The following is a 19,429-nucleotide window of genomic DNA, read 5'->3' on the forward strand; positions in this document are numbered from 1 at the left end:
TAATTAGGATTACTGCATGAAACCACTGTCTAAAATATCATTGCTTGTTACAGGTTTACTTGCACTTGGTACAAGTGTCGCACAAGCAGCGGAAGTCAATTTATACACCACACGTGAGCCTGTGCTCATTCAAACTTTATTGACTGAATTTACCCAAAAAACTGGGGTAAAAGTGAATACGGTTTTTATTAAAGATGGTTTATTAGAACGGGTGAAAGCAGAAGGTCGTCGCTCCCCTGCCGACGTTATGCTGACTGTAGATTTTGGCAATTTGGTTGATTTGGTTGAAAGTGGTTTAACTCAGCGCGTGAGTTCTAAAACCTTAAATAGCGCAATTCCTGCCAATTTACGTGCTGCCAATGGTCACTGGTATGCCTTGTCGATGCGTGCACGTGCAGTCTATGCCTCTAAAGACCGTACACCATTAAATGCGATTACTTATGAAGATTTAGCTAATCCCAAATGGAAAAATAAAATCTGTATTCGCTCAGGCAGCCATCCATATAACACTGCTTTGATTGCGGCTTATATTGCCCATCACGGTGAAAAACAAGCTGAAACTTGGTTGCGTGGTGTAAAAGCTAATTTAGCTCGCCCAGCCAGTGGTGGTGACCGTGATGTGGCACGTGATATTTTAGGCAAAATTTGTGATATTGGCGTTGCCAACACTTATTATGTAGGCACAATGCGTACAGGTGATGCGGAACAAAAGCGCTGGGGCAATGCGATTAATGTTGTGTTACCGCGTTTTAAAAATGGTGGAACACATGTAAACGTATCGGGTGCAGTGGTCTCTAAACATGCGCCAAACCGTAAAGAAGCTGTACAGTTGCTTGAGTTTTTAGCTTCAGATCATGCGCAAGCCATTTACGCAAAAAACGGCTTTGAATACCCTGTTAAACCTGGTGTAAAAATTGACCCAATTATCGCTAGTTTTGGCAAACTGAATATTGATTCAATTCGTTTAAGCGATATTGCACGTCACCGTAAAGCCGCCAACTTATTGGTCGATAAAGTCCAGTTTAACCGCTAAAAATTTTGACTATCATCTTACAGTGCAGCACTTAGCACTGTAAGATGCGCTCTCGTTCCCGCCCCTTATTTAGTACCTCTATTGCAATGCTTAAAAATAAATTTAATTTTTTATTTTCGCTCAGTGGGTTATTGACACTACTCGCCTGTTTACCTGTGGTCGCTTTAATTTGGACAGCATTACAAGGTGATAGTGAAATTTGGGGGCATCTGCTGCGTTATGTAATTCCACACACGTTGGCAGAAACAGGGATTTTATTGTTGGGTGTGGGAATTCTCACCATCCTGATTGGTACAGGCAGCGCATGGATTGTAACGGCGTATCAATTTCGTGGACGGGCATTTTTAGATTGGGCCTTACTGCTGCCTTTAGCCGTACCGACTTATATTATTGCGTATAGCTATATCGACATTTTGCATCCTATCGGTCCTGTGCAAAGCATCCTGCGCGATGGGTTTAATTTAGAATTACAACAGTTTTGGTTTCCTAATATTCGTACTGTTTGGGGCGGCATCTTCTTATTGAGCTTTGTGCTGTATCCGTATGTGTATTTAAGCACCCGTGCGATGTTTCTGATGCAATCGGCCAGTTTAATTGAAGTGGCACGTACCTTAGGATTAAAACCCGATCAAGTGTTTTTACGTGTTGCGATTCCATTAGCACGTCCTGCGATTGCTGTGGGTACCAGTCTGGTTTTAATGGAAACCATTAATGATATTGGCGCAACAGAATTTTTAGGTATTAAAACCTTAACTTTGTCGATTTATTCAACCTGGACCAATCAATCCGACTTGGCAGGCGCAGCGCAAATTGCCATTTTCATGTTGATGATCATTACTCTATTAGTTTTAGTAGAGCGTTTAGGTCGACGTAAACAGCGCTATATGAACTCTGCACAACGTAGCCGCTTGATGCCTGCACAATCGGTTAAAGGTGTTAAAGCACTTGTATTATTCGGTTTAGGTTTAATTCCTGTCTGTATTGGCTTTTTAATTCCAACCAGTCATTTATTGGTCGAATCCTATAAACGTATTCAATATGCAGGGTTCTCAGATTATCTGATCCAAGCATCCATCAACACACTGACGCTTGCCAGTATTGCCACCATCGTCACCATTTTGATTGGCTTCTTTATTGTCAGTGCTGCACGTTTTAGCAAACACAACTGGTTTAGCCGCATTTCTAGCTTAGGTTATGCCATTCCAGGAACCGTTTTAGCGATTGGTCTCATGCTGGCTTTGGGTAAAATTGATCATACCATTGCCGACTTTTTAGAATTTAAATTAGGGATACACACAGGTTTATTATTCCTCGGCACCAGTTTTACCCTTATTTATGCTTATGCTGTGCGTTTTTTAGCTATTTCAGTAGGTGGCATTGAGTCAGGCTATAACCGTATTCATGGTGTTTTTGATGATGCTGCACGTAATTTAGGACAAAACAGCTTTGCGATTATATGGCGTGTGCACTTGCCATTATTGCGTCCTGCCATTATTTCTGCAGCTTTATTAATCTTTGTAGACTGCATGAAAGAGCTGCCAGCAACTTTATTGCTCCGCCCTTTAAATATGGAAACGCTCGCCACCCAATTGTATGCAGAAGCCTCTAGGGGCACTTATGAAGATGGCGCAGTAGCAGCTTTACTAATTGTATTGGTTGGGCTGATTCCTGTCATTCTTTTGGCAAAGCTTGGAAAAACCCCACGTTAATCTGTCCCATTATTGCGTAATACACCAAGCGACAATGGGTTTTACCACAAAAATAGTATTTTTTTTAATCAATCAGAAACACCCTACCAAATTCAAATTTATTAATTTTATTACTTATTTATCAAATACTAATGAAAAAAAAACACCTCTTTATTAGAACAAATACTCTATTTAGTTTAATTTTTATACTGATTAGTTTTTTCTAGAGCATTTACTCTTATTTTAATTGTGATATTTTTGTCACATGGAGTAACAAATGGTCTCGGTTTGTACAAGTCGAAATCATCCTAAATGAAAGCTTAAAGCATCAACAAAAACTGTCATAAAAGACTTTATAGCCCAAAGGAAATGTATAATGAAATTAAAAGCACTAAGCACAGCAATGATTTTAGCAACTGTACCAATGACAGGTGCTTTTGCTGCAGCTCTAGATCGTTCTGGTCAATCTATGGCTGCGTTCTTACAACCGGGTAACTACTTTGAAGCAGGTATTTCTGTACTAGATCCAAATGTCTCAGGTAAAGTACGTAATGGATATTCACCAAGCGCAGCACCTCCAAGTGCGATTGGCTTACAAAATACTAACCTAAGTGACATGGGCGATGATTATTACTTCCCAAGTGCTGCACTAAAACTACAAGTAACAGATCATTTTTCTTTTGGTTTACTTTACGACCAACCATTTGGTGCAGATGCTACTTACTCACTATCTGATACAGTATCAGTTGCTGCTGGTGGTGTAGGCCTTTTTCATAATGGTACTGAGTCAACAGAAGTTGAAGTCAAAACGCAAAGTATTTCAATGATATTTGGTTATCAACCAACTGAAAATTTTAATTTTTATGCTGGCCCTGTCTATCAAACAGTTGAAGGTGATGTTCAACTTCGTGGTTTAGCATATGGTGGAAATGCTACTTTTGGTGGCTATAATGCAAGTATTAAAGAAACTGGTGATATTGGCTGGTTAGCTGGTGCGGCTTTCCAAATTCCTGATATTGCATTAAAAGCATCTGTTACATATCGCTCTGAAATTGAACACTCTGTAAATGTTAAAGAAAGTTTTAATTCAGCTGGTCTATTTGCTGGTTTAAATGCAGCACCTTCTCTAAATACAGATATTACGACCCCACAATCTGTAAACCTAGATTTCCAAACAGGCATCATGGCAAATACAGTTGCTTTTGCTAATGTTCGTTGGGTTGATTGGTCAAATTTCTCTATTCAACCTTATAAGTTTGGTTTAGCAAGTAAAAATGCACTTGTACAAAGTCAAAGTGGTAAGCCTGAATTTGATCTTGTTGCATATACTGACGACCAAATTTCTGCAACAGTAGGTGTTGGACGTAAGTTAAATGATCAATGGGCAGGTAACGTTTCTGTAGGTTGGGACTCTGGTGCAGGTAATCCTGTAACCACGCTAGGTCCAACAGAAGGTTATTGGAACGTAGGTTTAGGTGCTCAATTTAGCCCAACACCACAAACTTTCATTGCTGGCGGCGTGAAATACTTCTGGTTAGGTGATGCTAAAGCCCAAACTGGCGCTCAGTTTGATACAGCAGGTTATGTAGCAGAATTCAAAGATAACCATGCAATCGCATACGGCCTAAAAATGGGCTACAAATTCTAATTATTAATGCTGAAAAAACCATCTGTAAAGATGGTTTTTTCTTTTTCAACAATGACATCTACGCTCTTTTTTATACACTTGTGATTCATTTGAGCAACAAATGAACACTTAAACATTTTGCATAATATTCAATCAGCCACTCAGTATCCAAAAATAAATCTATATAAATCATAAATTTATATTTTTTCAGTGTTTTTTTACTATACACAAGTACATTTTTTAACTTTTCAGTTCATTTTACAACCATAGTTGAGCATTTACTCTTTTTTTTAATATGTTACCTTTCCTACACTTTTTGTTACATAAAGCATCAGGGAACGACCATGAAGCTCAATAAAATCTATTCAGCTATTTTACTTAGCACTCTCCCACTTACACCTGCGCTTGCTGCTGGTTTAGACCGTTCTGGTCAGTCTATTGCTGCATTTTTACAACCGGGTAATTATGCAGAAGCAGGTATTTCAGTTTTAGATCCAACAGTTAAAGGAAAAGATCTTATAAAAAATAACGTCAGCGATATGGCTGAAGACTATTACTTCCCTTCCGCTGCAATTAAAGTACAAGCGACTGAACAAATTTCTTTAGGTCTTTTATATGACCAGCCATTTGGTGCAGATGCGATGTATAACCTAGAACAGAGCATGTTTACTAATGGAATTGAAGCTACAAAAGTTGAAGTTGAAACACACAATCTCACGGCTTTAATTGGTTACCAACCTACAGAAAACTGGAATTTCTACGCGGGTCCTGTTTGGCAAACTGTTGAAGCAGATATCTCCCTACGTGGTCAAGCCTATATATCACCTAAAGACCCAACTAAAGTTTTAAGTGGCTATGACATTAAAATACATGAAGAAGAGGCTTTTGGTTGGCTCGCAGGCTTTGCTTATCAAATCCCTGAAATCGCACTTAAAACATCAGTAACTTATCGCTCCGAAATCAAGCATAAAGCTAAATCGGTAGAGACACACAAGTTAATGCCAATGTTAAATGTAGAATCACAACTTGATGCCATAACCCCACAATCAGTAAACATTGATTTTCAAACAGGTGTTGCAGCCAACACTTTAGCTTTTGCCAATATCCGTTGGGTACATTGGGATCAATTTGCGGTCACACCAAAGTTTTTAAATTCAGCTTCTGGCAATAACCTTATTGACTATTCAGATGATCAATGGTCTGCAACCGTAGGCGTGGGTCGCAAGCTTAATAGTCATTGGTCTGGTTCTGCTTCTGTAGGTTATGACTCTGGTGCGGGTAACCCGGTCACCACTTTAGGCCCGACTGAGGGTTATTGGAGCGTTGGCTTAGGTGGTCAATATAGCCCAGCAGAAAACTATTTTATTCAAGCTGGCGTAAAATACTTCTGGTTGGGTGATGCCACTGCACGTACGGGTACAACAAACGTTGGTGAATTTGAAGACAACTATGCATTGGGTTATGGCTTAAAAATTGGCTATCGCTTCTAAATTAATGCACTGTTAATATCGCATAAAAACAAAGGGCATCAAATGATGCCCTTTATTGTATTCAGCTTCAGATTAAGCTGGAATATCTCTTACTGAAGCACCACGAATTGCTTCTTTTAATGCTGCATAACCATGAATTGCAGGGAATTGTGGGAATTCTGCAATCACATTATCAGGTGCATCAAATAAGAAACCTTTGTCCGCTTCACCTAGCATCGTTGTATCGTTATACGAATCACCTGCAGCAATTACACGGAAATTTAAACCGTGTAAGGCTTTAACCGCCTGACGCTTTTGGTCGGGTTGACGCAATTTATATGCTGTAATCATGCCATTTTCATCTGTTTCTAATTTATGACAGAAAATGGTTGGCCAGCCCAATTGCTTCATCAACGGATGTGCAAACTCATAGAACGTGTCTGAAAGAATAATCAATTGGAAGTGTGTGCTCACCCACTCTACAAACTCTTTCGCGCCCGGGAATGGCCCCATGTCTGCAATCACGGCCTGAATATCATTTAAGCCCAAGCCATGCTGCTTTAAAATATTTAAACGCTGAGTCATCAACACATCGTAGTCTGGAATATCACGTGTAGTTGCTTCTAGTTCTTTAATTCCAGTTTTTTTAGCAAAGTTGATCCAAATTTCTGGAACTAACACACCTTCAAGATCAAGACATACGATTTCCATGGGTTCTCCCAAAATACCAATAAAAATTTTCACTATCATAGCCGAAGATTCGGTTTTTGCCTTGTTCTTTTTTAAATCTATTTAGTTCATAAGCATTTATTTTTTAGTGATAAGACCTTATTAGGAATTCCATTAAAATAATCCACTCAAGTATAAAGATTAGCCCTCAAGCCGACTGCAGGAAGACTTATGCATACCATTCCCACCATAGACATTGTTGATGCACTCGCGACTGAATATGCAGATAAATCACCAAGTGACATTTTAAAGCTTGCTTTGAGTCAGCAAGGTGAAGTCGCAATTTCATTTTCAGGTGCAGAGGATGTGGTGCTAATTGATATGGCATCCAATTTAGGTTTGCCATTTCGTGTATTTAGTTTAGATACAGGACGTTTGCATCCTGAAACTTATCAATTCTTAGAAACTGTACGCAAATATTATAATATTGAGATCGAAATTTGCTTTCCTGAAACCGAAGGGGTACAACAATTAGTTCAAGAAAAAGGCTTGTTTAGCTTTTTTGAAGATGGACATCAGGAATGTTGCGGAATTCGCAAAGTTCAACCTTTACGCAAAAAACTGGCAACTTTAGATGGTTGGATTACAGGACAACGTAAAGACCAAAGCCCGGGTACACGCCAAGATATTCCTGTCATACAAGCAGATTTAGGCTTTTCAGGTCCAGCCAAGCAATTAATCAAATATAATCCACTGGCAAACTGGTCAAGCATTGACGTGTGGAATTACATTCGCATGATGGAAATTCCATACAATCGTTTGCATGAAAAAGGTTTTATTTCGATTGGCTGTGAACCTTGCACCCGCCCTGTGCTCCCAAACCAACATGAACGCGAAGGTCGTTGGTGGTGGGAAGAAGCAACGCACAAAGAATGTGGTTTGCATGCAGGAAATCTGAAGTAATCCTCTTGTTAAAATCAATAAAAATCACCTATCCACTGGTGATTTTTATTGACCGATGATGGCGCAAAAACCACTATATTTGTTTGATAAAAAAGATATACTGAATTAAATCTTATATAACTCTAAAAACCTTGTTCAGATAAGAACAAGCGTAGAAATTGCAGTGAGGCAATCCACAATATGCGTCCATTACACCCTATTGATTTTATTTTCCTATCACTCGAAAAACGTCAACAGCCCATGCATGTGGGTGGATTATTCTTATTCCAAATTCCAGAACATGCGCCAGACACTTTTATTCAAGACTTGGTTGCCGATATTCGCAATTCAAAGTCGATGCCTATTGCACCATTTAACAATAAGCTCAATGGTCTATTTTGGGATGAAGATGAAGAGTTCGATCTCGATCATCACTTCCGTCATATTGCCTTGCCAAAACCAGGTCGCATTCGTGAATTATTAACTTATATTTCACAAGAACACAGTTCACTGATTGATCGCGCCAAACCTTTATGGACTTGCCATATTATTGAAGGTATTGAAGATAATCGTTTTGCGATGTTCTTTAAAATTCATCATGCCATGGTAGATGGTATTGCTGGCATGCGTTTGGTGGAAAAATCCCTATCGCATGACGAAAATGCAAAAAGAATTGTACCGCCTTGGTGTGTGGAAGGCCCACGTGCTAAACGCCTGAAAGAACCGAAAGTCAGCCGTTTAAAGAAAATTTTTGGTGGGGTTAAAGGTCATGTTGAAGCAACCCCTCGCGCAGTTTATGAAGTATCACAAACTGTTACTAAAGATATGGGGCGTAACCCCGATTATGTTTCTAGCTTCCAAGCACCAAGTACCATCTTAAACCAACGTGTGAGCGCCTCACGTCGTTTTGCCGCGCAATCTTTTGAGTTTGCACGTTTGCATCGCATTGCTAAAGCTTTGGGCGTAACCATTAATGATGTGGTACTGGCAATTTGCTCAGGCGCATTACGTGAGTACTTACTCAGCCAATATGCTTTACCGAAAAAACCTTTAATTGCGATGGTGCCTGCCTCTATTCGTGATGACGATTCTGAAGTATCTAATCGAATCACCATGATTTTAGCCAACTTGGGTACGCACAAAGAAGATCCGCTTGAGCGTTTAAAAATTGTGCGCCGCAGTGTACAAAATGCCAAGCAGCGTTTTAAGCGCATGAATGCCAATCAAATTATGAACTATAGTGCTTTTGTTTACGGCGCTGCTGGTTTAAATATTTTGTCAGGCATTATGCCAAAGCGTCAGGCCTTTAACTTGGTGATTTCCAATGTACCTGGCCCACGTGAACCTTTGTATTGGAATGGTGCAAAGCTAGATGCACTATACCCTGCTTCAATCGTGTTAGATGGACAAGCTTTAAACATTACCATGACCAGCTATTTAGACAAATTAGAAGTTGGTTTAACTGCTTGTCGTCATGCCTTACCGAAAATGCAAAACTTATTGCAACACTTAGAAGATGAAATTCAGCGCTTTGAACAGATTATTGATGCGCCTGAAGGGGTCAATAAAATCGTGGATTGATACGTCAATCCATCAGAAAAATAATTCAATAGAATCAATTAAGGGGCAATTGCTGCCCCTTATTTTTGAATAGTACGACACTGTTTTAATAATTGCTGACAAACTGCGCTAACCATTGCAGTGGTAATTTGAGTTTCTTTACCTTGCTCATCCACAATATAACCGTTATGTGTCACTTTACGATCTAATACTTTTAAACTCTTTTGAATCACAACTTTACTCATACCCATGACATACCTCATTTGCTAAACCGAGGGAGATGTTCGGCTTTGGCTACTCTGTATGCTTAGTATTGAGAATTCACTCAAAAAAGTAAAATTTCAGATGTAACAACTGTTTAGCGATATCCTGTTACAATTTCAGCTCAGAATGATATCGTATTGCTCTTGCGTATATAAATTTTCCACCTGAAATTTAATCACACGGCTGACAAAGTGCTCTAAATCCGCCACTGCTGGCGCTTCGGCAGTTAACAATCGGTCAATCACCGATGGGTGCGCAACGACAGTAAAGCCACGTTGTGATTCAAATGCGCGTGCGTATCTTAAAATTTCTCGAAAAATTTCGTAACAAACTGACTCTGCTGTTTTAACATAGCCCCGTCCCTGACAAGTTGGACAGGCTTCACAAAGTAAATGTTCTAATGATTCACGGGTGCGTTTACGGGTCATCTCGACCAAGCCCAGTTCAGACACTTGGGTAATTTTGGTCTTGGCATGATCTCGTTCAAGCATACGCTCAAACTGACTCAAGACTTCATCACGATGCTGTACTTCTTGCATATCAATGAAGTCGATAATGATGATGCCACCCAAATTACGCAAACGTAACTGGCGGGCAATGACCTGTGTCGCTTCCATATTGGTTTTAAAAACAGTGTCTTCTAAAGTCCGACCACCGACATAAGAACCTGTATTTACATCAATGGTGGTCATGGCTTCGGTCTGATCAATCATCAGATAACCGCCTGACTTTAATGCCACACGGGTTTGCAATGCTTTTTGAATATCTTCTTCGACATTGTATAAATCGAACAGTGGACGCTCACCTGGATAATGAATCAGGCGATTGTGCATATTGGGCACAAACTCATCCACAAATTCTTTTAATTTGGCGTGAATTTCACGTGAATCGACATAAATTTTGGCGGTGTTATCATTCGCCAAATCACGAATTACGCGTTGCGGTAACGGCAACTCTTCAAAAATCAAAGAAGGCACAGCAATGCTTTTTTGTTTACGCTGAATGTATTCCCACAATTTTGCCAAGTAACACATATCTTGCACTAAGGCCGCTTCATCGACACCTTCAGCTGCTGTGCGTACAATTACCGAACCTGGCAATTTATGCTCGGCCTGAATGGTTTCAATGATGCCACGTAGACGCTCACGTTCTTCATTCGATTCAATGCGTTGAGATACGCCAATATGACTGCCATACGGCATTAAAACCAAATAACGTGAAGGAATAGAAAGATCAGTGCTTAGTCGTGCGCCTTTAGTACCTAGCATGTCTTTCATGACTTGCACGGTTAGAATTTGCCCAGGCTGCAATAATTCAAAGACATTCGGTGTAGGTTGGCTGCGCGGCCAAATCATGTCATTGATATGCAGAAAAGCGGTACGCGACAGCCCAATATCGACAAAGGCAGCTTGCATGCCTGGCAGCACGCGCACGACTTTGCCTTTATAAATATTACCCACCAAACCACGCTTAGCGGTACGTTCAATGAATAGTTCATTGACCGTGCCGTTTTGAATTAATGCCACTCGACACTCCATCGGTGTGACATTAATCAACAACTCGTCAGACATAATAAAACTCAAAACATTATAAAAATTTTTGTGCAGCAGTTAATTTAGTACCTTAACTGTCTGTAATAACTGTACGGTTTCATAGAGCGGCAAGCCAACAACGTTGCTATAACTACCCTCAATACGCGGAATATAACGTGCTGCGATGCCTTGAATTGCATAAGCACCCGCTTTTCCAATCGGCTCACCTGTTGCCCAGTAACTTTCCATATCTTCTAAGCTTAGCGATTGAAATTCAACCTGTGTACGTACCACTATACTGGATTTTTTCTGTTGTGTACGCACACAAACACCTGAAAAAACATCATGTTTTCGACCAGAAATTTGTGACCAAATGGCAAAGGCATGTGCTTTGGATTCTGGCTTGCCCAATATCTGCCCATCTACGCCCAAACTGGTATCAGCAGCTAACACCATAGCATCAGGAAATAGCTGCAAAACAGCATCGGCTTTGGCACACGCCAAACGCTCAACATAGGTGGCAACGTCTTCGCCCGCTAAAATAGATTCATCAATATCTGGACTGTAAATTTCAAATTCCAGTCCGAGCTGTTGTAGGAGTTCCCGACGGCGCGGTGAACTTGAAGCGAGAATTAAATGCGCCATTTTCGCAAGAAATAATACAGCACAGGCCAGAGTAAAATACTACTCAGCAAAGGTTGCCAATGACGCGCAAATGGGAACTGAATTCCCCCCATGACTTGCAACACCCAAATCAAGGCGAGGTGTGCCAAAATTGCGATTGCACTGATGACCCATAAATTCGCAAACGTCATAATACGGCGTTCGCGAGTCAGGAAACGCGCCACAAAAGTAATGACCACAAAACTCAGGGCATTCATACCCAAAGGTGCATCGAGAAGTAAGTCTGCAAACAAGCCTGTACCAAAGGCGAACCAGATGCCACACCAAGTTGGCTGCCCAAGCACCCAAAACAAAGTCACCATCAACATAAACAATGGTCGCCAACCCGAGCCTGTATAAGACAATGGATACACCATGAGTACGGATGCAGCTATGACAGAAAAAATAATCGGCAACAGTGGATCTTTATTTTTGTTTTGTCCGAGTCGAGTTTGCCCAATTTTAGCGATTGGCATTTGGCTGCTCCTTCGCTAAAGATTCTGAGAAAAGCACCACCACATGATGACCACCCGCCAATTGTGCTGCAGGCATCACATCAATTTGTGCAAACTCACCAGAATTATGTCGGCTGATTTTGGTAATGCTTCCAACCAAATACCCTGCAGGAAAATGCTCACCCAAGCCTGAGCTATAGACCTTTTCACCAACCTGAATATTGGCACTGGTCGGCACATATTCCATTTTTAAACGTCCCAAATCGCCCGTACCTGACACAATCGCACGCATGCCTGTATGCTCCAAACGCACTGAAAGCGAGTGTTCTTTATCGGAAAGCAACATGACACGGCTACTGTGTGGATACACAGCGATAATCTGCCCCATAATGCCCTTATCATCCAAAACGGTTTGTCCGACTTTGAGTTGATTTTGTGAACCACGGTTAATCACAATAATATGACGCAAAGGATCGGCATCTGTACCAATCACTTCGGCAATTTCCATGCGTCCATCAATAATGAGAGGGGTATCGAGTAGACCACGCAGGCGGGTATTTTCTGCAGAGAGTTCAGATAATTTTTGCAAACGGACTTGAGCCTGCAGTAGCTCTGCCTGCATCGCGGTATTTTCACGACGCAATTGAGCCTCAGACTTACTTTGTTGACTTAGCCATTCTCGCGACAATACAGGATAGCTTGCAAGGGCATAAATTGGATTATATGCCGCATACAAAACATCACGTGCAGGTTGAATTACATGCGGTACACGCCAGTTAAAGAACAGAATGACCAAACAAGTAATGACCGCAATGATAAAAGAGCGAAAAGATGGCGGTTGTCTGGAAAACAGATTTGTTTGCACCGCCGAATCCTATGTATTAGCCAACAAATAACATATCGTGGTTTGGATTATCAAAGAATTCCAAGACCTTGCCACCACCACGGGTAACGCAAGTTAATGGTTCTTCTGCGACTACCACAGGCAAGCCAGTTTCTTGTGCCAAAAGCTTGTCTAGGTTACGCAATAACGCACCGCCACCGGTGAGCACAATTCCACGCTCTGCAATATCTGAGGAAAGTTCAGGAGGCGTTTGTTCCAGTGCAGATTTTACTGCCGATACAATGCTTTGTAATGGATCAGAAATCGCTTGGGTAATTTCATCAGAAGTTACAGTAATGGCACGTGGCACACCTTCTGCCAAGTTACGACCACGCACTTCAATTTCCAGTGGTTTAGCACCTTCATCTGGCAAAGCCATGCCGACTTCTTTCTTAATGGTTTCTGCGGTGGTTTCACCAATGACACAACCATGTGCCTTGCGTACATAATTAATGATTTGCTCATCAAACACATCGCCCCCAATACGTAAAGAATCTGAATAAACACAACCTTGTAGTGAAATGATCGCGATTTCTGTCGTGCCACCCCCAACATCGACTACCATTGAACCGCAAGCTTGCTCTACAGGCATGCCTGCACCAATTGCAGCAGCCATCGGTTCTTCAATCAGGCGGACATCACGTGCACCCGCATTAAACACAGCTTCACGAATCGCACGGCGCTCTACCAAGGTAGATTTACATGGCACACACACCACGACACGCGGTGCAGGTGGGAATAAGCGTTTTTCATGCACTTTGCCAATAAATTGGTTCAGCATGGTTTCAGTCACCTCAAAATCAGCGATGACACCATCTTTCATTGGGCGAATTGCAGAAATGTTTGCAGGGGTACGACCCAACATTTGTTTGGCATCAAGACCGACTGCGGCAACAATTTTCTGTGAACCGCTGTGACGAATTGCCACAACCGTCGGTTCATTTAATATAATGCCTCGTCCTGGCGCATAAATAAGTGTATTTGCTGTACCTAAATCAATGGCTAGGTCTGGCGAAAACAAGCCAATTAGTCGTTTTAGAATCACGGAGTCGTTCTCGATTAAACTTTATGTGGACGCAAGTTGGCAACTTTAACTAAATGTGGTGCGTTGAACAAGTCAATCGCTTATTATAACGCACGATATTTTGAAATTTTTTATTAATACTGATTTTAGGTGATGTTATGTCTACCTCGGATGCTCAGCATTCTGCAGATTTAAATGCACAAACAGTTTCAGCAATTGCCCATCTTGCCCGTCTTAAACTCAATGATACGCAATCTGCTGAGTATGCTCAAAGTCTAAATAAAATTTTAGGCATGATGGAAAGTTTAAAAGGCATAAATACCGATGACGTTGAGCCTTTAAAAAGCCCATTTGACCACCCGCAACCATTACGTGAAGACGTCGTAACCGAACAGAACCATCGTGAGCAATATCAAGCTGTTGCCCCTGCAGTTCAGGATGGCTTGTACCTTGTTCCACGTGTGATTGAATAATTTATTCGGCTGTTACATTTTGACTTCATAAAAAGGTAAAAGAATTTTTCTCATGACAGATTTACATCGCTTATCGATTCGTGAAATCTCTGAGGGTTTAGCGGCAGCCAAATTCTCCTCTCGCGAACTAACAGAACATTATTTAAAACGTATTGCCAAAATTGATCCGCAAGTACGCTCTTATGTCACCGTGACCAATGAAGTAGCACTGGCACAGGCAGATGCAGCCGATGCGATACGTCAGGCAGGTCAAGCGACAGCTTTAACAGGCGTTCCTGTTGCACATAAAGATATTTTTTGTACCCAAGGCATTAAAACCTCTGCGGGTTCAAAAATGCTGGACAATTTTATCTCGCCTTATGATGCAACTGTGGTGGCGCAAGGTAAAAATGCAGGTTTGGTCACTTTAGGTAAAGTGAACATGGATGAATTTGCAATGGGTTCAACCTCTGAAAGTTCATTCTACGGTGCAACAAAAAACCCCTGGGCACTTGACCATGTACCGGGTGGTTCATCAGGTGGTTCGGCTGCAGTCGTGGCGGCTGATCTAGCACCATTTGCTACAGGTACAGATACAGGTGGCTCAATCCGTCAGCCTGCATCGTTCTGTGGTTTGACGGGTTTAAAACCAACCTATGGACGTGTTTCACGTTACGGCATCATTGCTTATGCATCGTCTTTAGATCAAGCAGGCCCAATGGCACGCTCTGCAGAAGACTGTGCTTATTTAATGAATGTGATGGCAGGTCATGATGCTAAAGACTCAACCTCTATGGATAAAGCGGTTGAAGATTATGTGGCAAACCTCAATGCGACAGCGCTTAAAGGCTTACGCATTGGTATTCCTAAACAATACTTCAATGTGGCAGGCTTAGATGCTGATGTAAAAGCACGTGTTGAAGAATCACTAAAAAAATTAGAAGAATTGGGCGCAGTATTGGTTGAGATTGATCTCAACATGACGGAAAGCTACGTGCCAACTTACTATCTGATTGCCCCTGCAGAAGCATCGTCTAACCTTTCTCGTTACGATGGTGTGCGTTATGGCTACCGTGCAGAAAATCCGCAAGATATTTTAGACCTTTACAAACGTTCACGTTCTGAAGGTTTTGGTGCAGAAGTGCAACGTCGTATCTTGATTGGTACTTATGCCCTTTCTGCAGGTTATTACGATGCCTACTACGTGAAAGCGCAAAAAGTACGTCGTTTAATTCAGCAAGACTTCTTAAAAGCCTTTGAACAGGTAGATGTAATTGCTGCACCGACTGCACCAACCACTGCATATAAAATTGGCGCGTCTTTAGACCCTGTTGAAATGTATTTGGGCGATATTTACACCATCGCGGTGAACTTGGCGGGCTTACCTGCAATTAGTGCGCCTGTTGGTTTTGACCAAGATCACTTGCCTGTGGGTTTACAATTAATTGGCAATTACTGGTCTGAATCGCAACTGCTATCTGTGGTACATCAGTATCAACAAGCGACCGATTGGCATACTCAACGCGCTGCAATTGCTGAGGAGAACGCATAATGGCGAAGAATACTGCTAAACCAAAATCAAACCTGATTGATGGTTGGGAAGTCGTGATTGGTATTGAGATTCACACTCAGCTTGCAACCCATTCTAAAATTTTCTCAGGCTCATCAACCGAATTTGGTCAAGACCCAAATACGCAGGCCAGCCTTGTTGATTTAGCCATGCCAGGCGTCTTGCCAGTGCTGAATAAAGAAGTGGTGGATTTGGCAATCCGTTTTGGTTTGGGTATTGATGCTTACATCGACCAAGCTTCTGTGTTTGCGCGTAAAAACTACTTCTACCCTGACTCTCCAAAAGGCTACCAAATTAGCCAAATGGATAACCCGATTGTGGGCTTAGGTCATATCGACATCCAACTTGAAGATGGCACAACCAAACGCATTGGCGTGACCCGTGCGCACCTTGAGGAAGATGCAGGTAAATCAATCCATGACCAATTCGAAGGCATGTCTGGCATCGACTTAAACCGTGCAGGTACGCCTTTATTAGAAATCGTATCTGAACCCGATATGCGCTCAGTTGAAGAAGCGGTTGCTTATATTAAAGCGATTCACACACTGGTGCGTTGGTTGGGTATTTCTGACGGCAACATGGCTGAAGGTTCTTTCCGTGCGGACTGTAACGTGTCGTTACGTCGTCCAGGTCAACCATTCGGTACACGTTGTGAATTGAAAAACCTAAACTCATTCCGTTTCATTGAACAAGCGATCAATGTTGAAATTGAACGTCAAATGGAAATCTTGGAATGGGATGGTACGATTGACCAAGAAACACGTTTGTTTGACCCTGTGAAGATGGAAACGCGTTCAATGCGTTCGAAGGAAGAAGCCAACGATTACCGTTACTTCCCTGATCCAGACTTGTTGCCTGTGATTATTCCTGACGCGCAAATTGAAGCCATTAAAGCGACTATGCCTGAGCTGCCTGCTGCTCGTCGTGCGCGTTTCGTGGCTGACTTCGGTGTGACTGAGTATGATGCTCACGTACTGACACTGACTCGTGAAATGTCAGAGTTTTACGAAGATGTGGTAAAAGCTGCTGGCGGCGCTGCACAAGGTAAGATTGCGGCAAACTGGGTGATGGGCGAATTCTCAGGTGCTTTAAATAAAGCAGGCTTGGAATTGGCGGATTCTCCTGTATCTGCAGAAAAACTTGGCGGTATGATCGCGCGTATTGTGGACAACACGATTAACGGTAAGATCGCGAAGCAAGTATTCGGCTTTATGTGGGAAGAAGGCAAATCTGCGGACGAAATCATTGCAGAAAAAGGCTTAAAGCAGGAAACTGATACAGGCGCGATTGAAGCGATTATTAAAGAAGTTCTTACTGCCAATGAGAAGATGGTTGAAGAGTATAAATCTGGTAAAGAGAAAGCTTTCAATGGTCTTGTTGGTCAAGTGATGAAAGCTGCGAAAGGTAAAGCAAACCCTGCACAAGTAAATGAATTAATGAAAAAATTGATTGGTTGATTTAGTCTTTTTTTAAAGAAAACCCGTCTTAGGACGGGTTTTTTAACTCTTACTTTGTGAAAAATTCTCTAATTTCATTGATCCATTCTATTTCTTCTAAACTATTAACCGCTCTAATATATTCCTCAGCAAACTCCACTTTCATGGTATTATTATTTTTGCCAAAAAATTCTTTTAAAATCTTTCTTTCAGGTATAGATAAAGTTAAACATAAACCTGAAGGATAAAATTGATTTTCCAACAACGGTACTCTTTTGTGTTCACTAAGCAGTACTTCTAGTTCAGGATGTTCTCCTTTTTTCTCTTCTAATACTTTTAAAAACGTTTTTGCATTAAGAACATCTTCAAGAACAGTCGAATTAGCAGCAGTTGTTGAGTTAATCATCACCAATTCAGATTTCTCATTTTCTTGATTATTAATTAAACGACGATATTTTAATTTAGGGTGCTGAGTATCATGTTTTACATAATTGGTATTAGCATCTAAATTGGCATCCGTATCACAAACCAAAAACACCTTGCCTTTCATTTCTTGTTTGAAGTCTTCAAATGCTATTGCAAGATGATTATACAATTTTTTAACTTCACTATACCCACCAACAGGTAAAATTCTCAATCTAGAATTTTCAACCAAATCAGATAGGTAATAATTAAAATAGACTTTTTCTGAAGAACCTTCACAAATCAACCAATTAAATGGATTCTCACTCATACTTCCATAAATAATAGCCTGAACTAAATCATTTATACTTTTCAATTGAATACTAAAAGGTAGTTGATTACGTGACTGAACACCTATAATCCTTGTTTCTTCACGGTACTTGCTAATATTAATAAAATCAAACTTATGACTACTATCATCTCCTTTATTTAAAATTACCGTATTACCTCTAATAACAGAGGGGATATAACCATACCAATGTGTAGTAAATAATACTTGAGAACAATAATTAGTTGTTTCATATAAACTTTGAAACATATCAAAACATGCTGAAATATGTAAAGACGACTCAGGCTCATCGAACCCAAAAATCACATATTTTTCATTATGATTTTCATAGTTTTTTCTAAGTAAACTATTTGCAATATCCAATATAGCTTTTTGTTTCTCACCTGAACTAAGTTTAGTAATCGCCATTGATGAACTCGCATCTACTTTCAGATGCATAGTCCTTATATTGAAATATGCTTCAATAATTAGGTTGTTGATATCTACTCGTTTTAATTTTGTCTGCCTTACATCGCTATTTGTTTTATAAATATATGACTCAAGATCTTGTTCAATTTCTCCAATAATCCCATCCAAAGAGTCATTTATTTTTTTTACAGTTGCAGCAGAGATTGTTTCATTTAAAGTTTGTTGTAAACTTTTCCCCATCAAAAATTCAAATTGTTTGTTATGCAACTTAGTAAATTCTTCAGCACTTAACTCTCTAGGAATATAAATATAGCGATAAATATCTACAATTTTACTAAAAATATTATCTAAAACATTCAAGTCAAATTCAGTTTCATCAATCTCTTCGACCTCGGCACTTGGAGAATTGATCCCTTCTAAAAACTCAGATAATTTTTCTTTAAAATAGCTATTAAAAACACTAAAACTCTTTTTATTATTTAAAGTTATACCCAATGGAATTAGAAAATAATCATCTATATTTTTGAGTGCAGATACTACTCTTTGAATATGCTGAACTGTTTCTTTAGCTCCCGAAAACCTTGGAGGTAAATTTGTAGCCTTAATCTGTTTAATTGATTTATCTATAACTTGAACTACTTCAAGTTCTTTAGCATCAAATGTAACCTTATCTTTTTCAATTAAAAAAATTGGCACAATGTACGGAATATTAGAATCATCCTGGGATTTATTATGAGATAAATTAATATTCCATTCTTTATGGGACAAGAAAATTTTATCCAAAGCCTCTAAAATAGTACTTTTCCCAATTCCATTGTTACCAACTAAACCACAAAATTTTTCTCCATCACTCAGCGGAATAAAATTAATACCCTTATAAGTTTTTATATGTCTTAAGAAAATTCCAACTATCATTTCATTTATTCTTTGAAATCAATTATATAAAATATAATAAAATTAATAGAAAAACTCAATTAGTAGGCGAATTCAAACATGAGGTGCG

17 protein-coding genes are annotated in these 19,429 nt (G+C 40.3%); 9 read left to right on the top strand and 8 right to left on the bottom strand.

Annotated elements, in window-relative coordinates:
- Positions 1 to 16: 16 nt before the first annotated feature.
- The 4 genes from B2W49_RS11185 to B2W49_RS11200 all read left to right on the top strand — a co-directional run bounded on the left by B2W49_RS11185 (position 17) and on the right by B2W49_RS11200 (position 5,838).
- Complete coding sequence (locus tag B2W49_RS11185) at positions 17 to 1,033, top strand: extracellular solute-binding protein (RefSeq protein WP_291341309.1); 1,017 nt, start codon at positions 17 to 19, stop codon at positions 1,031 to 1,033.
- Between the two features lie 86 nt (positions 1,034 to 1,119).
- A complete protein-coding gene (locus B2W49_RS11190) occupies positions 1,120 to 2,742 on the top strand; it encodes an ABC transporter permease (RefSeq protein ID WP_291341338.1) in 1,623 nt (540 codons plus the stop codon).
- A 355-nt stretch (positions 2,743 to 3,097) separates the two neighbouring features.
- A complete protein-coding gene (locus tag B2W49_RS11195; protein WP_291341311.1) occupies positions 3,098 to 4,369 on the top strand; it encodes an OmpP1/FadL family transporter in 1,272 nt (423 codons plus the stop codon).
- Positions 4,370 to 4,692: 323 nt separating this feature from the next.
- On the top strand, positions 4,693 to 5,838 hold the full coding sequence (locus B2W49_RS11200; protein WP_291341313.1) for an OmpP1/FadL family transporter: 1,146 nt from the start codon (positions 4,693 to 4,695) through the stop codon (positions 5,836 to 5,838).
- Between the two features lie 72 nt (positions 5,839 to 5,910).
- Here the strand turns inward: B2W49_RS11200 and thrH are convergent, their stop codons facing one another.
- The gene (gene thrH / locus B2W49_RS11205) at positions 5,911 to 6,528 is read right to left on the bottom strand and encodes a bifunctional phosphoserine phosphatase/homoserine phosphotransferase ThrH (protein ID WP_096901782.1); all 618 of its coding nucleotides are present in this window, start codon (positions 6,526 to 6,528) and stop codon (positions 5,911 to 5,913) included.
- 189 nt (positions 6,529 to 6,717) lie between these two features.
- On the opposite strand from thrH, the gene B2W49_RS11210 reads away from it, so the two are divergent.
- Both B2W49_RS11210 and B2W49_RS11215 read left to right on the top strand, forming a co-directional pair.
- On the top strand, positions 6,718 to 7,449 hold the full coding sequence (locus tag B2W49_RS11210) for a phosphoadenylyl-sulfate reductase (RefSeq protein WP_291341315.1): 732 nt from the start codon (positions 6,718 to 6,720) through the stop codon (positions 7,447 to 7,449).
- Between the two features lie 180 nt (positions 7,450 to 7,629).
- On the top strand, positions 7,630 to 9,009 hold the full coding sequence (locus tag B2W49_RS11215) for a WS/DGAT/MGAT family O-acyltransferase (RefSeq protein WP_278519280.1): 1,380 nt from the start codon (positions 7,630 to 7,632) through the stop codon (positions 9,007 to 9,009).
- 59 nt (positions 9,010 to 9,068) lie between these two features.
- Here the strand turns inward: B2W49_RS11215 and B2W49_RS11220 are convergent, their stop codons facing one another.
- The 6 genes from B2W49_RS11220 to B2W49_RS11245 form a co-directional block, all read right to left on the bottom strand.
- Complete coding sequence (locus tag B2W49_RS11220) at positions 9,069 to 9,239, bottom strand: PA1571 family protein (protein WP_004975418.1); 171 nt, start codon at positions 9,237 to 9,239, stop codon at positions 9,069 to 9,071.
- Positions 9,240 to 9,368: 129 nt separating this feature from the next.
- Positions 9,369 to 10,823 carry a ribonuclease G gene (gene rng / locus B2W49_RS11225; protein WP_291341320.1) on the bottom strand — a complete coding sequence of 485 codons (1,455 nt, stop codon included), beginning with the start codon at positions 10,821 to 10,823 and terminating at the stop codon, positions 9,369 to 9,371.
- Between the two features lie 39 nt (positions 10,824 to 10,862).
- A complete protein-coding gene (locus B2W49_RS11230) occupies positions 10,863 to 11,429 on the bottom strand; it encodes a Maf-like protein (RefSeq protein ID WP_291341321.1) in 567 nt (188 codons plus the stop codon).
- Entirely contained in the window at positions 11,417 to 11,923 is a 507-nt protein-coding gene (gene mreD, locus B2W49_RS11235; protein WP_136143852.1) for a rod shape-determining protein MreD, read from the bottom strand. The genes B2W49_RS11230 and mreD overlap by 13 nt, the downstream gene beginning before the upstream one ends.
- Positions 11,910 to 12,767, bottom strand: a complete 858-nt coding sequence (mreC, locus tag B2W49_RS11240; RefSeq protein WP_019838366.1) for a rod shape-determining protein MreC — start codon at positions 12,765 to 12,767, stop codon at positions 11,910 to 11,912. Before mreC ends, mreD begins: the two co-directional genes overlap by 14 nt.
- A gap of 16 nt (positions 12,768 to 12,783) precedes the next feature.
- Entirely contained in the window at positions 12,784 to 13,830 is a 1,047-nt protein-coding gene (locus B2W49_RS11245; RefSeq protein WP_004975408.1) for a rod shape-determining protein, read from the bottom strand.
- A 137-nt stretch (positions 13,831 to 13,967) separates the two neighbouring features.
- On the opposite strand from B2W49_RS11245, the gene gatC reads away from it, so the two are divergent.
- The 3 genes from gatC to gatB are packed head-to-tail and all read left to right on the top strand — an operon-like array spanning position 13,968 to position 17,288.
- Positions 13,968 to 14,282: an Asp-tRNA(Asn)/Glu-tRNA(Gln) amidotransferase subunit GatC gene (gene gatC / locus B2W49_RS11250; protein WP_004975405.1), complete on the top strand. Its 315-nt coding sequence runs from the start codon at positions 13,968 to 13,970 to the stop codon at positions 14,280 to 14,282.
- Between the two features lie 52 nt (positions 14,283 to 14,334).
- The gene (gatA, locus tag B2W49_RS11255; RefSeq protein WP_291341327.1) at positions 14,335 to 15,813 is read left to right on the top strand and encodes an Asp-tRNA(Asn)/Glu-tRNA(Gln) amidotransferase subunit GatA; all 1,479 of its coding nucleotides are present in this window, start codon (positions 14,335 to 14,337) and stop codon (positions 15,811 to 15,813) included.
- On the top strand, positions 15,813 to 17,288 hold the full coding sequence (gene gatB, locus B2W49_RS11260; protein ID WP_291341329.1) for an Asp-tRNA(Asn)/Glu-tRNA(Gln) amidotransferase subunit GatB: 1,476 nt from the start codon (positions 15,813 to 15,815) through the stop codon (positions 17,286 to 17,288). The genes gatA and gatB overlap by 1 nt, the downstream gene beginning before the upstream one ends.
- 49 nt (positions 17,289 to 17,337) lie before the next feature.
- Here the strand turns inward: gatB and B2W49_RS11265 are convergent, their stop codons facing one another.
- Entirely contained in the window at positions 17,338 to 19,341 is a 2,004-nt protein-coding gene (locus tag B2W49_RS11265) for an AAA family ATPase (RefSeq protein WP_291341331.1), read from the bottom strand.
- Between the last annotated feature and the right edge of the window lie 88 nt (positions 19,342 to 19,429).

Source organism: Acinetobacter sp. UBA801 (genome assembly GCA_002296655.1).
GTDB lineage: Bacteria > Pseudomonadota > Gammaproteobacteria > Pseudomonadales > Moraxellaceae > Acinetobacter.